21 protein-coding genes are annotated in these 20,390 nt (G+C 45.2%); 9 read left to right on the forward strand and 12 right to left on the reverse strand.

Translation table 11 applies throughout. The features are described from left to right. Positions 1 to 108: 108 nt before the first annotated feature. The 3 genes from metK to panC are packed head-to-tail and all read right to left on the reverse strand — an operon-like array spanning position 109 to position 2,845. Complete coding sequence (gene metK, locus SP90_RS00165; RefSeq protein WP_066851750.1) at positions 109 to 1,278, reverse strand: methionine adenosyltransferase; 1,170 nt, start codon at positions 1,276 to 1,278, stop codon at positions 109 to 111. Positions 1,279 to 1,294: 16 nt separating this feature from the next. Next, positions 1,295 to 1,984 (reverse strand): DUF502 domain-containing protein, encoded by a 690-nt coding sequence (locus SP90_RS00170; protein ID WP_066851354.1) that lies wholly within the window; start codon positions 1,982 to 1,984, stop codon positions 1,295 to 1,297. Positions 1,985 to 1,996: 12 nt separating this feature from the next. Further along, positions 1,997 to 2,845, reverse strand: coding sequence for a pantoate--beta-alanine ligase (gene panC / locus SP90_RS00175; RefSeq protein WP_066851355.1), 849 nt, complete (start codon positions 2,843 to 2,845; stop codon positions 1,997 to 1,999). Between the two features lie 175 nt (positions 2,846 to 3,020). On the opposite strand from panC, the gene SP90_RS00180 reads away from it, so the two are divergent. Together SP90_RS00180 and SP90_RS00185 are read left to right on the forward strand one after the other, a co-directional pair. After that, the gene (locus SP90_RS00180; protein WP_066851356.1) at positions 3,021 to 3,620 is read left to right on the forward strand and encodes a hypothetical protein; all 600 of its coding nucleotides are present in this window, start codon (positions 3,021 to 3,023) and stop codon (positions 3,618 to 3,620) included. 338 nt (positions 3,621 to 3,958) lie between these two features. Further along, complete coding sequence (locus tag SP90_RS00185) at positions 3,959 to 4,222, forward strand: RNA recognition motif domain-containing protein (protein WP_066851358.1); 264 nt, start codon at positions 3,959 to 3,961, stop codon at positions 4,220 to 4,222. A 60-nt stretch (positions 4,223 to 4,282) separates the two neighbouring features. Here the strand turns inward: SP90_RS00185 and SP90_RS00190 are convergent, their stop codons facing one another. Continuing rightward, positions 4,283 to 5,053: a substrate-binding periplasmic protein gene (locus tag SP90_RS00190; RefSeq protein ID WP_066851360.1), complete on the reverse strand. Its 771-nt coding sequence runs from the start codon at positions 5,051 to 5,053 to the stop codon at positions 4,283 to 4,285. 110 nt (positions 5,054 to 5,163) lie between these two features. Here SP90_RS00190 and SP90_RS00195 point away from each other — a divergent pair, with 110 nt between their 5' ends. After that, positions 5,164 to 5,775, forward strand: a complete 612-nt coding sequence (locus tag SP90_RS00195) for a DUF2238 domain-containing protein (RefSeq protein ID WP_066851362.1) — start codon at positions 5,164 to 5,166, stop codon at positions 5,773 to 5,775. A gap of 250 nt (positions 5,776 to 6,025) precedes the next feature. Here SP90_RS00195 and SP90_RS00200 read toward each other — a convergent pair whose 3' ends face one another. After that, positions 6,026 to 6,979 carry a permease gene (locus tag SP90_RS00200; RefSeq protein ID WP_066851369.1) on the reverse strand — a complete coding sequence of 318 codons (954 nt, stop codon included), beginning with the start codon at positions 6,977 to 6,979 and terminating at the stop codon, positions 6,026 to 6,028. A gap of 289 nt (positions 6,980 to 7,268) precedes the next feature. Beyond that, entirely contained in the window at positions 7,269 to 7,610 is a 342-nt protein-coding gene (locus SP90_RS00205) for an ArsR/SmtB family transcription factor (RefSeq protein WP_066851370.1), read from the reverse strand. A gap of 193 nt (positions 7,611 to 7,803) precedes the next feature. On the opposite strand from SP90_RS00205, the gene SP90_RS00210 reads away from it, so the two are divergent. Then, a complete protein-coding gene (locus SP90_RS00210; protein ID WP_066851371.1) occupies positions 7,804 to 8,436 on the forward strand; it encodes an HD domain-containing protein in 633 nt (210 codons plus the stop codon). A gap of 63 nt (positions 8,437 to 8,499) precedes the next feature. Here SP90_RS00210 and SP90_RS00215 read toward each other — a convergent pair whose 3' ends face one another. The 3 genes from SP90_RS00215 to SP90_RS00225 form a co-directional block, all read right to left on the reverse strand. After that, on the reverse strand, positions 8,500 to 8,742 hold the full coding sequence (locus SP90_RS00215; RefSeq protein WP_066851372.1) for a hypothetical protein: 243 nt from the start codon (positions 8,740 to 8,742) through the stop codon (positions 8,500 to 8,502). 21 nt (positions 8,743 to 8,763) lie between these two features. Beyond that, positions 8,764 to 10,506: a YeiH family protein gene (locus SP90_RS00220; RefSeq protein ID WP_066851374.1), complete on the reverse strand. Its 1,743-nt coding sequence runs from the start codon at positions 10,504 to 10,506 to the stop codon at positions 8,764 to 8,766. A 450-nt stretch (positions 10,507 to 10,956) separates the two neighbouring features. After that, positions 10,957 to 11,784, reverse strand: coding sequence for a LysR family transcriptional regulator (locus SP90_RS00225; RefSeq protein WP_066851376.1), 828 nt, complete (start codon positions 11,782 to 11,784; stop codon positions 10,957 to 10,959). A gap of 164 nt (positions 11,785 to 11,948) precedes the next feature. Between SP90_RS00225 and SP90_RS00230 the strand changes: the two genes are divergently transcribed. Beyond that, positions 11,949 to 12,671, forward strand: coding sequence for an SDR family oxidoreductase (locus tag SP90_RS00230; protein WP_066851378.1), 723 nt, complete (start codon positions 11,949 to 11,951; stop codon positions 12,669 to 12,671). Positions 12,672 to 12,920: 249 nt separating this feature from the next. On the opposite strand, the gene SP90_RS00235 is transcribed toward SP90_RS00230, so the two are convergent. Together SP90_RS00235 and SP90_RS00240 are read right to left on the reverse strand one after the other, a co-directional pair. Continuing rightward, positions 12,921 to 13,376, reverse strand: coding sequence for a DUF3795 domain-containing protein (locus SP90_RS00235; protein WP_066851379.1), 456 nt, complete (start codon positions 13,374 to 13,376; stop codon positions 12,921 to 12,923). A gap of 234 nt (positions 13,377 to 13,610) precedes the next feature. Beyond that, positions 13,611 to 15,323 carry a YcaO-like family protein gene (locus SP90_RS00240; protein ID WP_066851380.1) on the reverse strand — a complete coding sequence of 571 codons (1,713 nt, stop codon included), beginning with the start codon at positions 15,321 to 15,323 and terminating at the stop codon, positions 13,611 to 13,613. Between the two features lie 190 nt (positions 15,324 to 15,513). On the opposite strand from SP90_RS00240, the gene SP90_RS00245 reads away from it, so the two are divergent. The 4 genes from SP90_RS00245 to SP90_RS00260 all read left to right on the forward strand — a co-directional run bounded on the left by SP90_RS00245 (position 15,514) and on the right by SP90_RS00260 (position 19,803). Continuing rightward, a complete protein-coding gene (locus SP90_RS00245) occupies positions 15,514 to 16,371 on the forward strand; it encodes a deoxyribonuclease IV (protein WP_066851381.1) in 858 nt (285 codons plus the stop codon). 534 nt (positions 16,372 to 16,905) lie between these two features. Continuing rightward, the gene (locus SP90_RS00250) at positions 16,906 to 17,436 is read left to right on the forward strand and encodes a YgjV family protein (protein WP_066851382.1); all 531 of its coding nucleotides are present in this window, start codon (positions 16,906 to 16,908) and stop codon (positions 17,434 to 17,436) included. A 370-nt stretch (positions 17,437 to 17,806) separates the two neighbouring features. Next, on the forward strand, positions 17,807 to 18,364 hold the full coding sequence (locus SP90_RS00255) for a cytochrome c3 family protein (protein ID WP_066851383.1): 558 nt from the start codon (positions 17,807 to 17,809) through the stop codon (positions 18,362 to 18,364). A 44-nt stretch (positions 18,365 to 18,408) separates the two neighbouring features. Further along, positions 18,409 to 19,803, forward strand: coding sequence for a multiheme c-type cytochrome (locus SP90_RS00260; RefSeq protein WP_066851385.1), 1,395 nt, complete (start codon positions 18,409 to 18,411; stop codon positions 19,801 to 19,803). A 73-nt stretch (positions 19,804 to 19,876) separates the two neighbouring features. Here SP90_RS00260 and SP90_RS00265 read toward each other — a convergent pair whose 3' ends face one another. Then, positions 19,877 to 20,326 (reverse strand): hypothetical protein, encoded by a 450-nt coding sequence (locus tag SP90_RS00265; protein ID WP_066851387.1) that lies wholly within the window; start codon positions 20,324 to 20,326, stop codon positions 19,877 to 19,879. Positions 20,327 to 20,390: the final 64 nt, after the last annotated feature.

The raw sequence follows: 20,390 nt of genomic DNA on the forward strand, positions 1-20,390 counted from the left end.
CATAGTTGAGGTTTGCCTTCCTTGTGTGAAGCGGCCTTTTTCCAGACGGCATAAAAAAGGGTGGAGCTTATGGCTCCACCCTTTCTCATGTTGTATTGCAATCTGTTGCTATACTTTTGCAGCAGTGCGGAGTGCGTCTACTGCGTCAGTTGCTTCCCAGCGGAATTCAGGAAGCTCACGACCAAAGTGGCCGTAGCATGCAGATTTTTTGTAGATAGGACGCTTGAGATCAAGTGTCTTGGTGATGCCGTAAGGACGCAGGTCGAATACTTCCTTAACAGCTTTGGTGAGGATTTCGTCCGGTACTTCAGAAGTGCCGAAAGAAGTAGCAAGAACGGATACAGGCTCAGCAACGCCGATAACGTATGCAATCTGAACTTCACATGTAGGAGCAAGACCTGCTGCTACAACGTTTTTTGCAATGTAACGACCCATGTACGCCGCGGAACGGTCTACTTTGGAAGGGTCTTTACCGGAGAATGCGCCGCCGCCGTGGTGACCCATGCCGCCGTAAGTATCCTGAATGATTTTACGGCCTGTAAGACCGCAGTCACCCATAGGGCCGCCGATTACAAAACGGCCGGTGGTGTTGATGAAAATACGGGTTGCACTGTCGATGAGCTCTGCAGGAAGAGTTTTGTTAATAACTTCTCCGCGGATGCCTTCAACGATGTCATCCTGAGAAACGCCGTCTTTGTGCTGTGAAGAAATAACAACGGTGTCGATGCGGGTCGGCTTGCCGTCGATGTATTCAAAGGAAACCTCTGTTTTACCGTCAGGGCGCAGGAAGTCGAGGTCGTTATTTTTACGGGCAGCAGTGAGGCGCTCGGAAAGTTTGTGAGACCAGTAGATTGGAGCAGGCATAAGAGTAGGAGTTTCGTTACATGCGTAACCGAACATCATACCCTGATCACCGGCACCCTGTTCTTCAGGGGAGGTCTGATCAACGCCCTGTGCGATGTCCGGAGACTGTTTATCGATAGAGGAGATAACTGCGCAGGTATCAGCATCAAAGCCCATGTCGGAATGGGTGTAGCCGATTTCGCGGATGGTATCACGAACAACAGTAGGGAAGTCTGCATATCCTGTGGTGCTGATTTCACCGGCGATTACAGCCATACCGGTTGTAACGAGAGTTTCACAAGCAACACGGCACTCAGGATCCTGAGCCATAATTGTATCGAGAATCGCGTCAGAAATTGCGTCAGCAACTTTATCCGGGTGACCTTCAGTAACAGATTCAGAGGTAAAGTGGTATTTACCCTTGTTGTTGATCATCATTATGGAAGCTCCTCTAATTAGATGATGTATCAGTTTTTAAATTTTTTGTATGGTTCAGTTCCGGTGATTCTGGGTTCAGAATTCCGCCGGAAATGAGAATTTTAAAGGCATCTTCTACTGAAAGATCAAGTTTAATGGTGTCTTCCTGCGGAACCATTAAATAAAAACCGGAAGTTGGGTTGGGTGTTGTCGGCACAAACACATTCAACACCTTTTCTCTGGTTTTTCGCTGAATCTCACCAACAGCTATGCCAGTAACAAACGCCAGAGCATAAAGCCCGGGGCGTGGATATTCTATAAGGACTACTTGTTTAAATTCTTTGGCAGGGCTTTTAAACACGCTGATGAACAACTGGTTGGTTGCAGCATAAAAGCGGTTTACGCCCGGTAGCTTTAAAATTGCCTTCTCTATTGCGCGGGCTACAGCTTTGCCTACATAGTTCCGTACCAATATGCCGGTAACGAGTAAAACAATAAAAACAAGCAGGATACCTGTTCCGGTTTCTGGGATTCCCAGCTTTTCTGGGATTCTCAAGGCATCCGGTACCAATCTCCATGCATTGTCCGCCCAGTTGAGCAAGACACGCAGGATAAAGACAGTGACAACAATGGGGGCAAGAAAAAGGAAGCCCGCCACAAGGTTTACACGTAAAAAGTGCTTTAGGCGCTGCCAACGAGTTCTTTTTTCCAGCGTTGCTGTCATGAGGCTCTCCGTTTACAGGTAGAACGGCCAGTTGTCTAACAGTCTTCCTTTGCCGACATACACAGCTGTTGCACAGCGTGCTTTGTCAGTAATGGCTGTCACCGGCTCCATTGAGTCCGGATCAATAAATTCGAGATAATCTTCCTTACCGAGCGGTAAATGTTCTGCCCAGTAAGCGCGGATAATTTTTTTTAGCTCTTCAACATCCCGTTCGCCTTGTTCAAAGGCTGCTGCGCCTGCACGGATTCCTGCGTTAATGTGCTTTGCCTGTGCACGTTCTTCAGGAGTGAGGTATGCGTTACGGGAACTCATGGCAAGACCGTCATCTTCTCGGATAAGCGGGCCGCCAATAATGGTTGTCGGTAAATTAAGATCACGTGTGAGTCGGCGGATAATGGCCAGCTGCTGCCAGTCTTTTTCACCGAACACTGCATACTCAGGCAGGGTGAGTACCAGCAGTTTTGTCACGACAGTGGAAACGCCTCTGAAGTGTGTCGGTCTAGTTTCAGAGCACAACCCTTTAGCGAGGTTTGGAACTTCAACCCATGTCGCGTGATCTTCTGCGTACATGCTTCCCGGTTCAGGAATAAATAAAATATCTGTTCCCAGTTCACGGGCATCCTGTGCGTCGCCTTCGTGGTTCGTCGGATACGCATCAAGATCTTCGTTTGCAGCAAACTGTGTAGGATTTACAAAGAGGCTGACAATGAGTTTGTCTGACTTTTCACGGGCAATGCGCATAAGATTTTTATGCCCTTCGTGAAAATAGCCCATTGTCGGAACTAGGCCGACTTTTATGCCTTCACAGCGCCATTTGAGACAGATTTTTTGCAGTTCAGCAGGTGATGTAATTATTTGCATATCAATTTATCCAGATATATTTGACAACCTAATATACGTATCAGAATAACTTGTCTAGTTAAAAAAGGAATTGTGAGCATCATAATCGGGGGCTAAGTTGAGCTCTTGCTTGCGTACTTAGTTTGTGTCAAACCTCACTATACGTTGAATTTACAGAGGGAGAACGTGGCGGACTATGGAAGCTTTTTTTCAAGGGAAACTTGATAATTTTTGTGCACTGTATGCAGTGCTTAACGCAATGCAGCGTACGCACGGTATAAACCATTGGAGTGCCCGAAAATTGTTTCATGCCGGGCTGGTTGGTCTGTCCCGTGACGAGCAGAGCTGGAAAAATATAGTCTGGAACGATACAGACTATATTTCTGAAGTCCGGTCATTTATCGAAATCATAAATGCAGAAGGCACATCATTACAGTATACACATCCTTTTCCTGACGGAAAGGCAGGTATTGAAGACGTACTAAAGATAGTAGCAGACTGGAGCCAGTGTGATCGGAGTAAAGGGGATACGCTTTGGGAGATGGCAGATGGAAAGGCTGTTGTTTTGCAGTTTAAACGTTTTCTGCCATTCAGGGGAGCACCGCTGATTAGCCATTGGACTGCTGTGAAAGAATTTTCTGGAAATGAACTACGGTTTATTGACTCCAGTCTGGAGAAAACCGCTACATATGCATTACCGCGAAATGGTTTTTGTACATGCGAGGATGAGTTGAAGGAAGGATGTCTTTTTTTGATTGATCCTGCGACGATCTATCTTTTGGAAGCCGGAGACTAGGTGTTAGGTACAGACTTTCTGTAACGTGGTGATGAACAGGACGGGCACAAACGATTAGTTGTGCGGGTGTCTGTATAATTTAAATATTTTATTTTCAAATGGTTGCCACTTATGCTACGAGTGTAACTCTCGGCATGACGCAAATTTTGTGTTGCTGTCCGGACGTTCATAAAGATGTTTCAGCGTAGATGCGAAAAATGCGGTTACGCTATGCATAGGTGGGAATGCGTTTGATGCGTGTCTCTGCCACTGTGTTGGAGAAGTTGTGGCTCTGTGTTGGAGCTACTCTTGTGTAGATGCGCATGCGCATTGTTTTTTTATTCTTTTGGAGATTTTTCGTGGCTAAGAACATTTATGTTGGCAACCTTGCCTGGTCTGTTGGTGATGATGATTTACGTGATCTTTTTCAAGAATTCGGTGAAGTTCTTTCAGCTCGTGTTATTGAAGACCGTGAGACCGGCCGTTCCCGTGGTTTCGGTTTTGTAGAGATGGAAGACAACGGCGCTCTTGAAGCTATTGATGCTCTTAATGGTAGCGTACATGGCGGACGTAACCTGAAAGTGAACGAAGCACGCCCGCGCGAACGTCGCCCGCGTTACTAATTGATCATACATACCCAAAAGCCTGCATAGAGCAGGCTTTTTTTGTGTCCAAATTTCTTGCTACGTTTTGCTTTTTTTGAATGCAAAGTGTTTGTTATAGATACGTTTACCCTCTTTGGAGTTAATTAACTCTGAGAGGGTTTGCTGGAATGCATAAACAAAGTTTTGCGATACTGCATTATTAAAGATAAAACCGTTTTGAAGTTCAGAGAGCTTTTTAAGCACGACCAAATCGGATGGATCACCCCCGACCAGTTTGTAATTATACTTAATGCTGGCAATATCTCCGGCGATAAGGTGGGTGCGTCCTTTAGCAAATTTTTTGACTATGCAGGGAAGGGTTGTGCCGTATTCAAAACTTTTCTGCGAGAATCCATACCTGCGTAAAATTCGAACAGTGCTGGAAGATTTGCCAATGCTTATCCTGCTATTGTGTATCTTTTTTTTATCTGCAAATTCTTTTGTGTATTTTTTATGTGTAAGAATTCCTACTTGAAAGGAAGCAGAGGATGGAGCATATCGATGTTTTGCACGTCTGTTCATTGTTAAGGCAATGGGAAACAGACAGGTAGGAACTCGGGAATTGAAGTGTTTAATGGAGCGAGGAAACGGCTGAATACGGATGTTGTAGCTTGGGACGTTCATTTTTTTGCAGACAGCTTTTAGCAGATCAATATTGTAGCCTTCCAGCTTGCCGTTTTTTGTATACGCAAGCGGAGGAAACTGTTCTGTAACAAATTGCACAGTTTCGCATTGCGCTGGCAATGGTGTTAACCAGAGAGCTGCAAAGCAAGCTGTAATTATGAGTAACGTTGTAATTCGAAACTGCATACTGCATCCTGGAAATTTCTATACTAAACAGTGTATAGAGATGTTAATGGTCATAATTTTGTACTATAGTCTCTCAAAACTTTTGGCAATACATTATCTTGGAGGAACTCATGGGTCGAATTTGTACTGCACAGAATTTTCCATATATTCTTGCGGCAGTATTTGCTGTATTCTTTGGTTTAATGGGGATTAACCCTGTTTCAAGGGAAGTATGGATAGCAGAAGTTATTCCTGTTGCAGCAATATTTATTTTACTTTGTATTACATTTCCATTCTTCAGGTTTTCGAATGTCTCATACGGCTTAATGGCTGTTTGGTTATTTTGGCATACAATCGGGGGGCATTACACCTTTGCAGGTGTGCCGTTTGAATGGGTTACAGATTTATTTGGTTTTGAACGCAACCATTTTGATAGAATAGGGCATTACTCAGTAGGTTTTTATGCATACCCAATTGCAGAACTATTCGTTCGCAGAAAATTGGCTGGACCGATTGTGACAACGCTCTTTGCTCTTTTTGCGATCATGTCCGTTGCTGCTGCGTACGAAATTATCGAATGGCAGTATGCTGTAGTAGAAGGTGGGCAGGCTGGTATTGAGTTTCTTGGTAGTCAGGGTGATATCTGGGATGCTCAGAAGGATATGTTTGCAGATACCTTAGGGGCTATCACAACGCTTATTCTGTTCTGGGTGTTTGGAAAACGGTGGGGCAGCCACGGTTAAACGTTTCTTTGAAGAGATTGAACTCATCAATATACGAAACACGTCTTCCCCTGACTGATCTACCAGTTCTGACAGGATACGAACGATAAAAGCCAAGTTCACTGCATACGACATTTGTTTGCATGAGCTTGGCTTTTTTTGTAGCGAGCGAGGCATTAAAGAAACCGGCATGCCACTCATACCGGTTTCTTCGTGGTGTAATAACGTACACCTTTGCAAAGCCACACAACTTTGCAGTGCATTTGGAAAACTATATAACAATGTTGAACAGGAAGCCTACAATGAGGATGCCTGTGGCAACAATCGCAACATAAATTGAGATAAGTTTTACACTGAGCACTTTTCTCAGGATAACCATTTCCGGCAGGCTGAGCGCTACAACAGACATCATAAATGCCAGTGCAGTACCGAGCGCGGCACCTTTACCGAGTAAGGCTGAAACAATAGGGATGATACCCGCAGCACTGGCGTACATAGGTACTCCGATCACGACCGCGGCTGGCACACTCCACCATGCTTCTTTACCCATAATAGAAGCCATTGCCCCTTCAGGTACATAACCGTGAATACCAGCGCCCACAGCGATACCTATAACAATGTACAGCCATGTTTTACCCAGAATATCCACTACAGAATCCCATGCAAAATCTAATCGGTGTGCAAAGGTTGGGTAGACTGGTGACTGGTTGGAGCCATCATCGCGAATCTGGCGTACCCACGGTTCAAGCATGTGGTCGAGTTTCATTTTTCCAAGTACCCAACCGGCAATCACAGCAATGGTTACACCGGTAACAAGGTACAATGCCGCAACCTTAAAGCCAAACAGGCCGTAAAGCAGTACCAACGCAATTTCGTTTACCATTGGCGCTGCAATCAAAAATGAGAAGGTAACGCCAAGTGGAATACCTGCTGCTACAAAGCCCAGAAAGAGCGGTACAGCAGAGCATGAGCAGAACGGTGTAATAATACCCACGCATGCTGCAATGACATTGCCAAGGGATTCTTTACCATTAAGATATCTGCGGCTGCGTTCCGGTGTGATCCATGTACGCAGGATGCCTACGGCAAAGACGACAAGACTCAGCAAAAGTAAGATCTTTGGTGTGTCATACAGGAAGAAGCGGATCGCTTCTGACAGGTGGCTTCCTGCTTCTACTCCCGGAATCATAGCCGTCAATGCTTCTGCAATTGCAGGTAATTGCATGTAAAGCAGTACCCACGCAATGAGGGAGATAGTTCCTACGATTGCGTAAAAGGTAAGAGAAAAGCGGGGCTTTTCACCCTGTACAGGTGCTGAGCCGCATGCACACGGAGATTCAAAAGGGTTCTGAGGTGCCTGATTGTTTGCTTCAGGAGCTCCAAAGGCTTGGGCAGCGAACTCGCCGCCTTTATTTGGAGCTCAGCCATGTATGGAACAAGAACTTTTGTTCTCATCATTATTTTGATTAGGAGTCTGGGGGGTAAGATCAAGCGGTTTCATAACAGCAGCCTCTTTAGAAAATGTTTTTTGCCTTTTTGAGGGCATGAAGTTTCGAACGTAACTCTAAAAAAGTTTTGTCAGTTTCCACAGCCTGTTTGAGCAGGGATATGAACTCGGCAATATATTTTTCAGTGCTGTCAGTGGCGAGACGGTAGTGCGTCCAGCCGCCTGCTTTGCGGGCAAAGGTTAACCCCGCATCAGTACACTGTTTCAGATGGCGGGAAATGGTGGGTTGTGCGAATTCCGTCACTTCCACAATATTACAAACACAAAGCTCACCTTCGAGTAAGAGCCCAAGAATACGTACCCGTGTCGGGTCTGAAAATGCTTTCGTCAGTTTAATAAAGTCGTGCATGTGTTCTCCTGAATACGTATTTAGCAATATGGCTAAATGTAGATACTGTCAAGAATGAGATAGTGAGAAATGTGTAACTGTACAGTCGAAGGCAAACGGAGTATGTCTTGCGGCACGTGTTGTAACTATATGATGCGTAGTAGAAAATGTAACTGACAAAGTATGATGCTTTGACCGGTAAGGGAGATTGATGATGACAGCCTGTGATCCTCAGGTAAATTTGCAGGGGCGCGAAAAGCTTACAAGACTCGCCGACTTTTTGTTTGAAGCAGGTATGTTGCGAAAAACTCCTCGCAGTGGGTATCAGTTTTTGGGTTCTGGAAGCGAAAACGTAGCGGAGCATTCCTTCAGAACAGCTATTGTGGGGTTTGTTCTTGCTAATGAAGCAGGTGCAGATCCTGTACACACTGCTATGATGTGTTTGTTTCATGACTTTCATGAGGCTCGCATTGGTGACTTCAACTACGTAAACCGTATTTATAACACCTGCGACCCTAAGGCTGCTTTTACCCATGCGCTGGAAGGAACTGGCCTTGAGCAACTGGTGTTACCGTACTGGGATGAACTGGAAGAAGCAGAATCTCTCGAATCCAAACTTGCTCAGGATGCAGACCAGATAGACCTTATTTTGAATTTGAAAGAAGAGTTTGATCTGGGCAACAAGTACGCCGGTAAATGGATGCAGGGTGCAATGCCACGTTTGCGCACAGATGTGGGGCGCGAACTTGCACAGCGTATTACAGAGACTGACCATACTGACTGGTGGTATAAAGGGCCGGACAGAAGCTGGTGGGCACGCAAGAACGGTAAAAAGAAAGCAGAATAGCTGCTATTCAACATATGCATTAAAAGGAGCGATACATGGTATCGCTCCTTTTGTTTTATGTGGTTATTTCCCTTTCGGGAGGTACGTGACTGTTGACCGTGCACCGAGTTCCGCATCGGCAGTTATCTCAACATCACTCCAGTAAATGGCACCGGAGTTTATATCATTTTGCTGGATAAACGTTGCCAGTGTTTTTGCGGACTCAACATGTTCAATGAGCATGGGCGAGAGCACAAACATAAATAGCCAGATGATAAAAACTCCAGATACGAAAGAGAGAATGCGTTTCAGATTGAGCTGGTACATATGTGGTCCTTGAAACGTTAACTAGATCTTGGCTGTAATCTCAGGGAATACAAGATAGAACATGATATATGCCATTGTCAGCGTAAGTATAAGGTTGAATGATTGACCGCATACATACAGAATAAGCGGTTTTCCGCCTTTGAAGTAATGCCCGAGTTCACGGAAGTTGGTAGCAAGGCCGATGGAAACAAAGGCAAGGCAGAAGAACCAGCCACGGAATGCTTTGGAGAAGCCACGGATAACCCCGTGGTCAATCATTGCGTATCCAACATCCGGTCCCATAGATGCGTAGATCCATGAGAACAGGATGGAAGCAGCAAGGAAGCCCAGTACAAATTTAGGGAAGCGGTACCAGATTTCCCATGCGTTCACTGAACGTCCCGGGGTGCAGTCAACACGGGTGCACCAGTAAATAGCAACACCGAATGCAGTTACACCGATAAGAACGTTCTGGATCATCTTAATGGTTGCAGCAACATAGAGAGCTTTCTGGGAAAGAAATGCACCGGCAGCGGCAACCGCACCCGTCGCATCAATGGTTCCGCCCATCCATGCACCACCCAGAATGTATGGCATTTCCACAGCCTTAATAAAGGCAGGCATGAGGATCATCATAATGGATGTGAATACAAGAGAGAGGCCTACAGAAAGGGTGAGTTCTTCTTTTTTCGCACGGCATGCTGCTGCGGTGGCAATCGCTGCGGAAACACCACACACGGACATATCTGCCGAGATGACAATGTTTAATGTCTTGGACGGCATTTTGACCACTTTTTGTCCAAAGATAAAAGTGGTTATCAGAACAACAGGGGTAACTACCCATGCGACAAAAATGCCGGGAATACCGATTGCGACGATTTTACTGAAGAGCACTTCTGCCCCGAGTAAAACGAGACCGGTTTTGATGAAGTATTCAGTTTGCACAGCATGCATAACCCATTTAGGAGTGCCGACTGTGTTTGATATGAGCAGGCCGAAAAGGATAGCCCATGCTGCGTACCCTATGCCGAGTCCTTTCATGGTGCTTTGCTGGGCTGCGACATACGCAAGGGTTGCAACAATGAAGACAAAAATGAAACCGATGAAGAACTTAACAGGACTGTGTCCCATTGCAGCGCGTCCAATGGCAAAGAAGATGCCAAGGGCAACGCAGAGGATTGCAAGCCAGGTGAGCTGGTCGTATGGCTTAACTTTTGTTTTCTTTTTCGCTTTTCCGGCGGCAAATTTCTTGTTGCGCCAGTTACTGATGGCGTCTGAAGCTTGCTGGTTTAATTGTGCATCGCTAAAGTTCGCATCGGCTGCTGCTTGTTGAGCAGTAGTAGCAGAGGCAAGAGCTGCCTGCGCTGCTGCTTCGGCTTTTTCGTATTTTGCAACTGCCTTTGCTTTTTTTGCGTCAGCGCGCTCGCTTCCCATAAAGAAGGCTTCGCCGGGATTTGTCGACCAGCCGTGGGGCTTATTTTGAAATTTTTTAATTGCTTTTGCAATTGGGGTTGAGGTTGCCTTAAGGCCCTTGGCATCTGATGCCTTGTAGTACTCAATTGTTTTAAAGGGGGCTCTGTTTGCCTCCATTTGCATGATTGCGTTTGATTCAGCAATGGTTTCACGTAAATTTTTTGGTTCATTAGGCAGATAGATAATGAGTCCAATGGCCAAAATCGCAAAGCCGAGCCAAATTGCCCAATAATCCTCAAGTTTGATTAAGTCAGACCAACTGGCGTGCCCCTTATCAACAACAACTTCTTGTTGAGTGTCCTGCTGTGCCATCACCATTCCTCCTTAGTAGAAGTAACAACGTCACGTACGCCACAATAACTGTCGGCTGCAATTAAACAGGCACAAAGTCTGAGTTCTGTAATTTAATCAGATCATTAGATGCATGTCTATTGCAAGTCCGAAGACCTCAGCAAACAAGAATGCAGATGATCGGCAGGGAGGCAGGAAGTATAATCAGGCAGCAAGCAGTGGGAGAAAATGCAAAAAATCAGATTCAGGTGAAGTTGAGTTCGCGATATAGTCACGCTCATTCTGCTAACGTAGTGCATAGTATAAGAGCTAAAGTGTATAAAATGTCAACAACTACCTGTAACTAAAAGAAGATGTGTTTAGTGAACATTCGATTGTAAGGCTGGTAAGTGACGATTTTCAGGGGGATTTGGGCTGAACAAAAAAACGGAGCGACTATATGACGCTCCGTTTATATTTTTTTGAATCGGTTCATTTCATAAATAGGTTGATGACTTCTGAAACAACACCTGCTCCGGTTTTATCTGCAGAATACGTGATGCCCACACGTTTAAACATACGTGGTGCCCGAAGCGGAACCGTTACAAGGTCATGTGCTGTTTCCAGTACTCCGTCCGGCAAAAAGGAAATTCCATATCCAGCCTGTACCAGATGCATTACCTGACTTTTGTGTTCACCACTGGCGACAATATTCATACGTAAGTCAGAGCAGGCCATCAGACCGATGGTTTGTTGGTGCGCTTCGCAAGGAGGACATTCAATAAAGTCATATTGATGAAGCTCTTCAGGCAGAATAAATTCACGACCTGCCAGTTCATGGTCTGGACGCATGCAGAGTACATAGTTTTCTTCCCATAATGGAACCCATGTTTCTCCCTGATTACGAAGGACATCCACCGTAATGCGGATATCACACTCAGATTGAAAATCCACAAGGCGCGGTACTAGTCCTGGAATTTCCTTGCGCATTTTTTCCAGTACATCAGCGAGACGTTTCGGGCTTAAATCCGGAAAGACGCCTATGGTTAAATGCTGTTCTTCACCATTACCCTTAAAAAGGTCTTCAATTGTGTGTGCTTGCTCCAGCAGACGTTTTGCTCTTGGGTATAAATGATGTGCTTCGTCTGTGATCTCAACTCCTTGCTTGCTGCGTTTGAAAAGTGAAACATCAAGCATTTCTTCCAGTTGTTTGATTGCACTGGAGATAGATGGCTGAGAAACATGGCAGCGTTGAGCTGCACGAGTAATATTGTGCTCTTCAAAGACAGCAATGAAGTAGCGCAGTAATCGTAAATCCATAAGCACTCCTGCTTGCGGGTAATAGTAAGGATTTCTGTCTGAGAGTTTATAGGTATTGCCTATTATAAATAAAAGAACTCTATATTATACAAAGTTAGAAAAGGGTGTATTCTTAAGCAAAACAAAAAACAACGGGCATGCCCGTATTATTTGGAGAAAAGAATATGTCTAAACCACTCGTAGTTATTACTGGTGCCAGTTCCGGCTTTGGCGAAGTAACCGCCCGTATGTTAAGTGAAAAAGGGTATCCTCTTCTTTTGGTGGCGCGTCGTCTTGACCGTATGAAGGCGCTGAATCTGCCTAACACCATTTGCGCTCAAGTTGATGTAACAGATCGCGAAGCATTGGTAAAAGCTATAACTGACGCAGAAGCAACATACGGCCCTGTAGACTGTATTATCAATAATGCTGGCGTGATGTTGCTTGGTCTGACACATGAGCAGGATCCGGCGGAATGGAAAAAAATGGTTGATGTGAATATGCTTGGTGTATTGAACGGCATCTATGCGGTGCTTCCGAGCATGCGAGAGCGTAAAACAGGTACCATCATCAATATCAGTTCCGTAGCCGGTCGTAAGACATTCCCGAATCACGCTATCTACTGCGGTACAAAATTCGCGGTGCATGCTATGAGCGAAAATATTCGCGAAGAGGTTGCGTCCGATAACGTACGCGTAATTGTTATTGCTCCGGGTGCAGCTGAAACAGAACTGCTCAGTCACACTACTTCAGATGTGATTAAAGAAGGCTACACACAGTGGAAAAAACAGATTGGCGGCGTAATGAGCGCTAAGGATGTAGCAAACTCAATTGTGTTTGCCTATGAACAGCCGCAGTCTGTCTGCATTCGTGAAATCGTTCTTGCTCCTACTTCTCAGGAGCCATAGGCTGGTACGGCGGGTAGCATAAGGATGCCTTTGGCCACATGATAGTACTTTGCTGTACGTGCATTTTGTGGTTACGCTTACTGGATAGCGTCTAACAATAAAAGGCTGTCCTGCAAATGCAGGACAGCCTTTTATTGTTAACGTAAATAGTCGGTTGAAGACGAGACAACGATTTTGTGGGTAAACTTGTTTCACATATTACTATGTAACTGTTGCCAGAAGCTCTGGATTTGGTTGTTGCCAGAGGGGTTATTTTTGCCAGATATAAAAGTTAGCTCTTTTATCTGCCCAGTTTTCTATTCCATGTGTTTTGATTTTCAGAATATTATTCTTGGGCATTTGTCCACAACGTGGTTCGAGAAAATCAAATTTATCGCATTGTTCAACATCATTACATTCCCAACAACCTTCGAACTCTTTTTCCTGACAACACATCATAATTTTACAAGCGGTTCCGGAACAGCCACCTCCCGGACGACACGGATTTTCACACTGGGTAGAAGCGAGCTTGTGCAGCACGGTGGAGAACTTGTCCCAGTGTGTGAATTCTGCACCGAACGGGCTCTCGATCGAAGCATATTTATCGAACTCGATTTTTTTAAGATGCGTTAAAAGCTCTTGAGATAATGTACTGTATTGGTTGTGCAAATGAATACAGTCGGGACAGTATATCCCGCAGTACGCCGTTTTATCCTTCGCGTTCATTGCGTATCCTTCCTTTAAGCCTGCCTTGCCGATGAAGGTTAAACAACCTCTGGCTATTTAGAGAGCGTTGCGACTTACTCCCAGCGGTACGTGTTGAAATAAGCTCAATCACAAAATCGTTGTGCCTAGTCCTTTTTTGAAGCTAACGTTGTTAAGTTAAACACAAAAAAGAGGATGGCAATAACGTTTCAAAAAAACAACTTTTTCAAAAAGGCAATGAACAGCAGGAGGACGTTATTCCTCCATCTGCAGGTAATTCGTAAATAACCTCTGGCTTACACGGGTAAATGAATCGAAATCTGCGGTAAGTTCCATATTCGGAATGAGCGCTTTGACAACAGGGAACTGTAAATCTTTACGTGCCAGCTCAACGTAAACAGGGCGTCTGTTATTGGCGATAAGCATTTTTTCCAGCAGCTGGACGTTACGGATAGGGTCTTCCATGGAAACATTTGACAGCTCTTCATGCTTACGAGTTGCTATTCCACGTAACGCTGGTGCAGACGGAGGGCTCTGCGGGTAGGGGTATGGAGTTTCCGTTAATGCAGATACGATGGCTCGTCTGCCGTCCAACCCGGCTCCGGTACCTCGGAACACTTCGCCGCGCCTGCCCATGACAAAGGCATAATAGCAGGGGATACCGAACTCAGTGGTGATGTCCTGAAACATGACGTGTACTCCGCGGGCAGCATAGTCATTCAGAAGCATGGAGAGTTTCGGGTCTTCTGTGGTTAGGGTGAAGCATTCGTGCTTATTGAATGGCTTGGTAGCTTCTGCGTCTCGTTCAAAAATTTCCATGAGCGCTGCCACCTTGGCTTCTTCAAGGATGTTGCCGGAAGCAAGTCCTGTGGAGCCCGGGGATGAGAATAAAGCTACTTCATCAAGGTTGCAGAACATGTACACCATCTGCACAGGTACAAGGATTGGCTCATAGCCTTCGTTGTCGAGTGCAGGGGTATGTCCTTCCATCCAGTAGAGCTTTTCATCTTCATACGGGATTTCGAGTGAAAGCAGGTTGGGATCAAACGCAGTGATTCCCTGTGCAACAAGCTCAGAATACCGTGCGTGGGTAAGTGGATGGTCTTTGAGTGTGTTCAGGACATGGTTGTCACCAAAAGAGACGAATGAAGAAGAACGCTCCACAACTTCCATTGTCAGTCCTGCTCTGGCATCTGCCAGTGCAAGCCCGCGTCCGTAAGATGTGGCGAGGCCTTGGAGCGTATAATCCAGAGAGCCGTTTTGCACGTTGAGGTCAATATTCCAGCGGCGCAGCAATGCAATTGGGGATAGTGATGCGATATGGCGCATTTCTACATCGGCAAATAACGGAGTCTTATCGAGTCTGCTCAGGGCAAGATCAGTTGTTTCCTGTGCAGGTGGTCGTGACCACGGATTACTGTACGGTGTCTGCAACAAGTCTTCGCGGATGGCTGCGGCGGTGACAAATTCTTCCGTGCGTGGTTCGTAGAGCATTGGAAGATCGAAGTCTTCCGCAACATCAGGAAGTGGAAGCATTTTATGGTCGTGAATGTTCTCTTTGAACTTGGTTATCCACGCGAGATGGTCGTATTTATCTTCCTGTTTGAACCAGCGAATGTAGATAAGGGGAGTATATTCTTGCAACTGTTCCGATGCGTCATTCGGGAACAGGGCAAGCATTTTGGAAAATTTTCCGTAAAGCAGGCAGGTTTCGTATAGCAGTGCTGCAAGCACAGGCTTTATGATAGTGTAGTCCTGCACAGCCGTTTTAAGCAGTGTCTTGAATTGCTTTTGATCGAAATTTTGAACACGGGTAAGCAGGTGTTTGTGCATGAAGTCGTCAAGCGGATGGTCTTCGAGATAGGAAAGAGCTTCTTCGAAGGTAAGATCTGCTGGCGGTTCACAGGAAACATATCCAACGGTACCTACTGTGTCGGAAAGATTGAATGTATATTTCATAGATGACATTATACTATACTCCCATATGCTATGAATGAAGCGTTATAGCGTATGTTTTTACAGTGGACAATGGATGCCGTGAACAATAAATGAATACTGACTTGCGTGGGGCTTCTCTATATAAAAAAGAATGACAGGCACCCATTTAATTTTCTTTTCAAAATTTTTTATGCTGGTGAATAACAAAGGGGAAATGTTGATGCCATATTTCGGTGCACATATGTCCATTGCTGGTGGATTGGAAAAAGCAGTTGAGCGCATTATGAGTGTGGACGGAACTGCACTGCAAATTTTTTCGAAGAATCAGCGACAGTGGAAGTCAAAGCCATTGGAGCAAAAGCAAATAGATGCTTTTCTTGCTGCATGTTCGGAGTGGGGAGATTACCCGATTGCTGCGCATGATTCGTACTTGATTAATATAGGTTCCCACAAAGAAGACGGTGTGGAAAAATCCGTGGCTGCGCTTGCGTATGAGCTTGAAAGAGCAGAGCAGTTGAATATCCCGTACGTTGTCATGCATCCGGGAGCGCATCTGGGAAGTGGGGTAGAAGAAGCACTTGAGCGGGTAGCGAAAAATTTGGATAGAGCTGTTCGTGAGTCCCGTACAGAACGGGTTATGGTGCTGCTTGAAAATACCGCCGGTCAGGGGACAACCCTGGGCAGGTCATTTACTGAGCTTGCTGCAATTATTCAGCAGTCAGAGGTTGCAGACAGGCTTGGTGTCTGTGTTGATACCTGTCATGCATATGCTGCAGGGTACGATCTTGCTACTGAAGAAGGGTATGCTGCCACTTTTGATAAGTTTGAGCGGGTGTTAGGAATAGAACGGCTTAAATTCATGCATGTGAATGATTCCAAGGGGGCACTCGGCAGCCACTTGGACAGGCACGACCATATCGGCGCGGGAATGCTGGGTGAGGAAACATTTGCCCGGCTGGTGAATGATGCGCGCTTTATAAGTTTGCCTATGGTGCTGGAGACGCCAAAAGGTGAAGACTTGAAAGAAGACAAGCTGAATTTGGAATTATTGCATAAATTGGCAGATAGCTCAGTATAGCGTGTCAGCAAATAAATTGTATTCTGCACTGGCTGGTGGTACGTAAATGCTTACAGTGTACATAGAAAATGTCGACATTCTATATTTTCAATGAAATAATAAATTTTTGCTTGTGTTGGCGATATTCTCATTCTAGTAATCAGGAGCTGACATTGTTTCGTGATGCAGACGCAGTAAGAATATCGATTTGTAGGGATGCAAGCAGTAAGACATTTTTCGGGCTAATACTCGTAGGTCGCTGTTACAATCATACTTCTTACATAGAGGTGTAGATGGTTGGGTTCTACTCCTCTTTGCAGGCATACGGAATAGTGTCAGCTTTTTTTTATGTATAGATGACTGCACAGTGTACAGCATTCTCTTTAGAGCAGAATGAATATGCCTGTTTCTCAGCTGTAATTCAGAGTTTGCATGAAAAATAAAGTTATGCTTTATGCTCATGAACAGTGTTTAAGTATGGCGTGATTAAGCTGTGTAATATTCTTTTTACAGAGTTTTATAGAAAAAACACTAAATGTTTGATGATGGTTTGCAATGTCAGTATTTATCATTTCGCAGTTACTAGTCGGTGTTGCTCTAATTTTCGATATCCTTTCTTTTCAATTCAAGAATAGAAAATATATTCTGCACTCAATTGCTGCTGCATGTTTTTTTGTGGCAGTACACTTTCTTCTTCTTGAACAATGGACAGCTACCGTACTGATGGGGATCTCCGGTGTACGATACGCCGTCAGCGGGTATACAACAGACCGACGTTGGATGTACTTTTTTTGTATAGTTGCTGTGCTGGGTACTTGGTGGACATTTGCGGGCCTCATTAGCGTTCTTAGTTTTGGTGCTACGTTTGTTTTGACTATTGCGGCATTTTCTAAAACTGATAAGCGTCTGCGTGAATTGACATTTATTGGTGCAGGGTTGTGGATATTCCATAACATTGTTGTCTGGTCACCATCTGCAATTGCGTTGGAGTCATTTTTCTTTATGAGCAATGTGGTTGGGTACTACCGGTACTATATCCGTCCCGCCAGACAGGTAGAACAGGAACTTGTGTTTGAACAAGAATAAAAAAATAGTACGCTGTTGTAGACTGAATCTTCAAATTGGATTGAGATAAGTAATTCCGGTATAACCACAGAGAAAAAAGTAGTCACAAGCAACGCTATATTTTCATATGGTGTTTAATGTGACCACGTAGAAAATTGATTTGATTGCAAGCAAGCTCCGCTGATACCAGCGGAGCTTTTTTTATGTCCGCTGATTGCGTGCTGTAAAAAACTCATAGTGCGCATTGCTCGAAGTTCAGGGCAGTTGTCAGTGTCTATACGTATTTTCACGGAAAGTATGTGCAAAATATCATTCGTATACTGTCTTAACGTGGTAGTATTTATCAATTGTCTAGAGTTCACCCTTTTAAATATTGGCAAAGGGGAGGTTTATGCCTCATCGCAACGATAGGAGAAAGCGAAAAAAGCTATTGTTAATAGGGGGTGTAGCCGGTTTTGTATTGACCATCGTTCTTGTGTTGGCTTCTGGCCACATGATTGCTTTGACGAATACAGATCAGTTTTGTGTGACGTGCCACGTAATGAAGCCGTTCAGGCAGGCATGGCTTGCCTCACCTCACGGGGGGAATAACCCTCAAGGGGTGGTTGCTCAGTGCGTAGACTGTCATCTGCCACATGGCACTCTTGTAGAGTATGTCGTAGCCAAAGCCTATACCGGTACACATGATGTCATCATGAATATGATCATAGACCCCTATACCCATGATTGGGGAGCAAATCGGGCTGACCGTGAAAATTATACGTATGATAATTCATGTCGGAAGTGTCATACCAGATTGCAGGCGCCGAAAATGGGCATCAAGGCAATTCTGGCGCACCGCGAGTATCTGAGAAAAGAGAATAAGCTCAGATGCGTAAAGTGCCATGAAAATGTGGGACATAAAGACATGATGTACTACGTGAACAAGTACTTCAACAGGGATTCATAGCGAATAGTACGAATGGAAACCTGAACGTGTGTGGAGGAAAAGGAATGAACATACGGAGGACGTTGGTAATTCTACTCACAATGGTGATCTGTTGCATGTTTGGTGCGGGTATTGCCGCAGCTGAGGAGAAGATGCAGCAGAAAGCACCAAAGGCCATGTCACAAGGCGATGCAACGATTGGAGGTCTCCATAAGCAGATTCTTGTACAGCGTGGTTTTTCTGAAGAGGCCAAGAAATGTATTGAGTGTCACTCTAAAAAAACTCCTGGGATCGTAGATAGCTGGAGAAATGGCCGCATGGCACATGCACAGGTCTCCTGTTATGACTGTCATGTTGTTGAAAAAACATCCCCGATGGCCAGTCAGTGTGAAGGGGTGCGCGGAACAAATATTTACATGAGCCCTATGGTTTCTTCAAAAACTTGTTCCCGTTGTCACCCTGTTGAAGTGGCACAGTTCCTTGAAAGCTCACATGCTAAGCCTGCATCTGAGCCTGTAATGAACAACCCGACCTTTGCCAAATTGATGTACTACTATGAAGGGCTCGAGTTTGCAGGTGTTGACCGTAATAGCAAGGCGGCTATGGCACCTCGTGCTTCCGGTTGTCAGATGTGTCATGGTACCATCATTGAGCTTGGCGCAGATAATAAACCTATCAACATGACATGGCCAGGTGGTCCTGGACAGAGATATCCTGATGGTTCAGTAGGTAACTGTTCAGTATGTCATACACGTCATATGTTCTCAATTGCTGAAGCACGTAAACCTGAGTCATGTGGTACATGTCACCTCGGTCCAGACCATCCGAACATTGAGATTTATGACCAGTCCAAACACGGACAGGTATATGCAGCGCACGGCGAAAGCTGGAACTTTACCGCAGCTCCGGATACTTGGGAGCCGGGTGATTACGATGCACCTACATGTGCGGTTTGTCACTTGAGCGGTATTGGTGAACTGTCTACTACACACAACCCTGAAACTCGCCTGAAGTGGAAGCTGTACAGTAAGCGTTCAGAAATCCGCGAAGGCACTCGCGGAGCTGGTGAAGAAGGCAGAAAACGCATGCGTATGGTTTGCAAGAATTGTCACTCCACGCTCCATACCAATGCGACAATGGATACCCTTGAAGCTTCTGTTGAGCTTTACAATATCTACTGGGATAAAGCAGTGGCTATGAAGAAAGAGCTCGCTGATAAGAAGCTCCTTGGTGATGATCCTTGGAAAGACGGCTTCCAGCGTATGATGTACTACCTGTGGCACCACGAAGGTCGTCGTGCTCGTCAGGGGGCAGCTATGAACGGTCCTGACTATGCACACTGGCATGGATTCTTCCAGATGTTCCAGATGTTCATGGACATGCAGGCCATTCGTGACTGGCGTATTAAGAATAATAAGATTGAAGAATTGAGCAACGTAGCTTGCCCTGGTCCAGATTAATAGACCGGTTCTTCTTACATAAAAAAAGCCCGCTGGAAACAGCGGGCTTCTTTTATGTATACATACAAGAGAATTATTCGGATGGAACACCTTTGAAAGATGGGAGCAGTGCCTTTTTAGCAAGCTTTGCATCTACAGTAAGCATTGGTCCCTGTTCTGTTTCATGAACTTTGTAGTCGGTAATGACTCGTAGATCATTCGGGAACATAACTTCTTTTTGTCTGACCATTTCTTCAACAATGTCGACCAGAGTGGTCTTTGTGTCCTCGGTAAGATCAAATTGCTCAAGAGAGCGGTGGAGGCCGTCTTCCCATCGGTCGCGAGGGAGAAAAGAGGCATTCCATGCAAATACACCAAGGCCGATTGCGTTGTCGTCCCCGCTCAGGCTTTCAGATTCAGCTAGCAACGGCTTACAGAACTTCATTACGGTATCGGAAAAGTCATCAGTAGTAGAAGCTTTGCGGCGTTTAATAGCAGCAATGCGTTTTTTGATCTTCTGTTGTTCTTTTTTTGATTTAGCCATGCGGGGCTCCTTTTTCATAAGATGTCTGCCGCGTCATAGTGTTTTTAAGGAAGAAGAGCAACAT

The sequence above is a fragment of the Halodesulfovibrio spirochaetisodalis genome (genome assembly GCF_001672295.1).
GTDB classification, from domain to species: Bacteria; Desulfobacterota; Desulfovibrionia; order Desulfovibrionales; family Desulfovibrionaceae; genus Halodesulfovibrio; species Halodesulfovibrio spirochaetisodalis.

What these genes read in the sequence shown, in the direction of transcription:
- metK (WP_066851750.1), bottom strand. Translation starts at nt 1,278, where the DNA reads ATGATCAACAACAAGGGTAAATACCACTTTACCTCTGAATCTGTTACT.
- SP90_RS00170 (WP_066851354.1), bottom strand. Translation starts at nt 1,984, where the DNA reads ATGACAGCAACGCTGGAAAAAAGAACTCGTTGGCAGCGCCTAAAGCAC.
- panC (WP_066851355.1), bottom strand. Translation starts at nt 2,845, where the DNA reads ATGCAAATAATTACATCACCTGCTGAACTGCAAAAAATCTGTCTCAAA.
- SP90_RS00180 (WP_066851356.1), top strand. Translation starts at nt 3,021, where the DNA reads ATGGAAGCTTTTTTTCAAGGGAAACTTGATAATTTTTGTGCACTGTAT.
- SP90_RS00190 (WP_066851360.1), bottom strand. Translation starts at nt 5,053, where the DNA reads ATGCAGTTTCGAATTACAACGTTACTCATAATTACAGCTTGCTTTGCA.
- SP90_RS00195 (WP_066851362.1), top strand. Translation starts at nt 5,164, where the DNA reads ATGGGTCGAATTTGTACTGCACAGAATTTTCCATATATTCTTGCGGCA.
- SP90_RS00200 (WP_066851369.1), bottom strand. Translation starts at nt 6,979, where the DNA reads ATGCAATTACCTGCAATTGCAGAAGCATTGACGGCTATGATTCCGGGA.
- SP90_RS00205 (WP_066851370.1), bottom strand. Translation starts at nt 7,610, where the DNA reads ATGCACGACTTTATTAAACTGACGAAAGCATTTTCAGACCCGACACGG.
- SP90_RS00210 (WP_066851371.1), top strand. Translation starts at nt 7,804, where the DNA reads ATGACAGCCTGTGATCCTCAGGTAAATTTGCAGGGGCGCGAAAAGCTT.
- SP90_RS00215 (WP_066851372.1), bottom strand. Translation starts at nt 8,742, where the DNA reads ATGTACCAGCTCAATCTGAAACGCATTCTCTCTTTCGTATCTGGAGTT.
- SP90_RS00220 (WP_066851374.1), bottom strand. Translation starts at nt 10,506, where the DNA reads ATGGCACAGCAGGACACTCAACAAGAAGTTGTTGTTGATAAGGGGCAC.
- SP90_RS00225 (WP_066851376.1), bottom strand. Translation starts at nt 11,784, where the DNA reads ATGGATTTACGATTACTGCGCTACTTCATTGCTGTCTTTGAAGAGCAC.
- SP90_RS00230 (WP_066851378.1), top strand. Translation starts at nt 11,949, where the DNA reads ATGTCTAAACCACTCGTAGTTATTACTGGTGCCAGTTCCGGCTTTGGC.
- SP90_RS00235 (WP_066851379.1), bottom strand. Translation starts at nt 13,376, where the DNA reads ATGAACGCGAAGGATAAAACGGCGTACTGCGGGATATACTGTCCCGAC.
- SP90_RS00240 (WP_066851380.1), bottom strand. Translation starts at nt 15,323, where the DNA reads ATGTCATCTATGAAATATACATTCAATCTTTCCGACACAGTAGGTACC.
- SP90_RS00245 (WP_066851381.1), top strand. Translation starts at nt 15,514, where the DNA reads ATGCCATATTTCGGTGCACATATGTCCATTGCTGGTGGATTGGAAAAA.
- SP90_RS00250 (WP_066851382.1), top strand. Translation starts at nt 16,906, where the DNA reads ATGTCAGTATTTATCATTTCGCAGTTACTAGTCGGTGTTGCTCTAATT.
- SP90_RS00255 (WP_066851383.1), top strand. Translation starts at nt 17,807, where the DNA reads ATGCCTCATCGCAACGATAGGAGAAAGCGAAAAAAGCTATTGTTAATA.
- SP90_RS00260 (WP_066851385.1), top strand. Translation starts at nt 18,409, where the DNA reads ATGAACATACGGAGGACGTTGGTAATTCTACTCACAATGGTGATCTGT.
- SP90_RS00265 (WP_066851387.1), bottom strand. Translation starts at nt 20,326, where the DNA reads ATGGCTAAATCAAAAAAAGAACAACAGAAGATCAAAAAACGCATTGCT.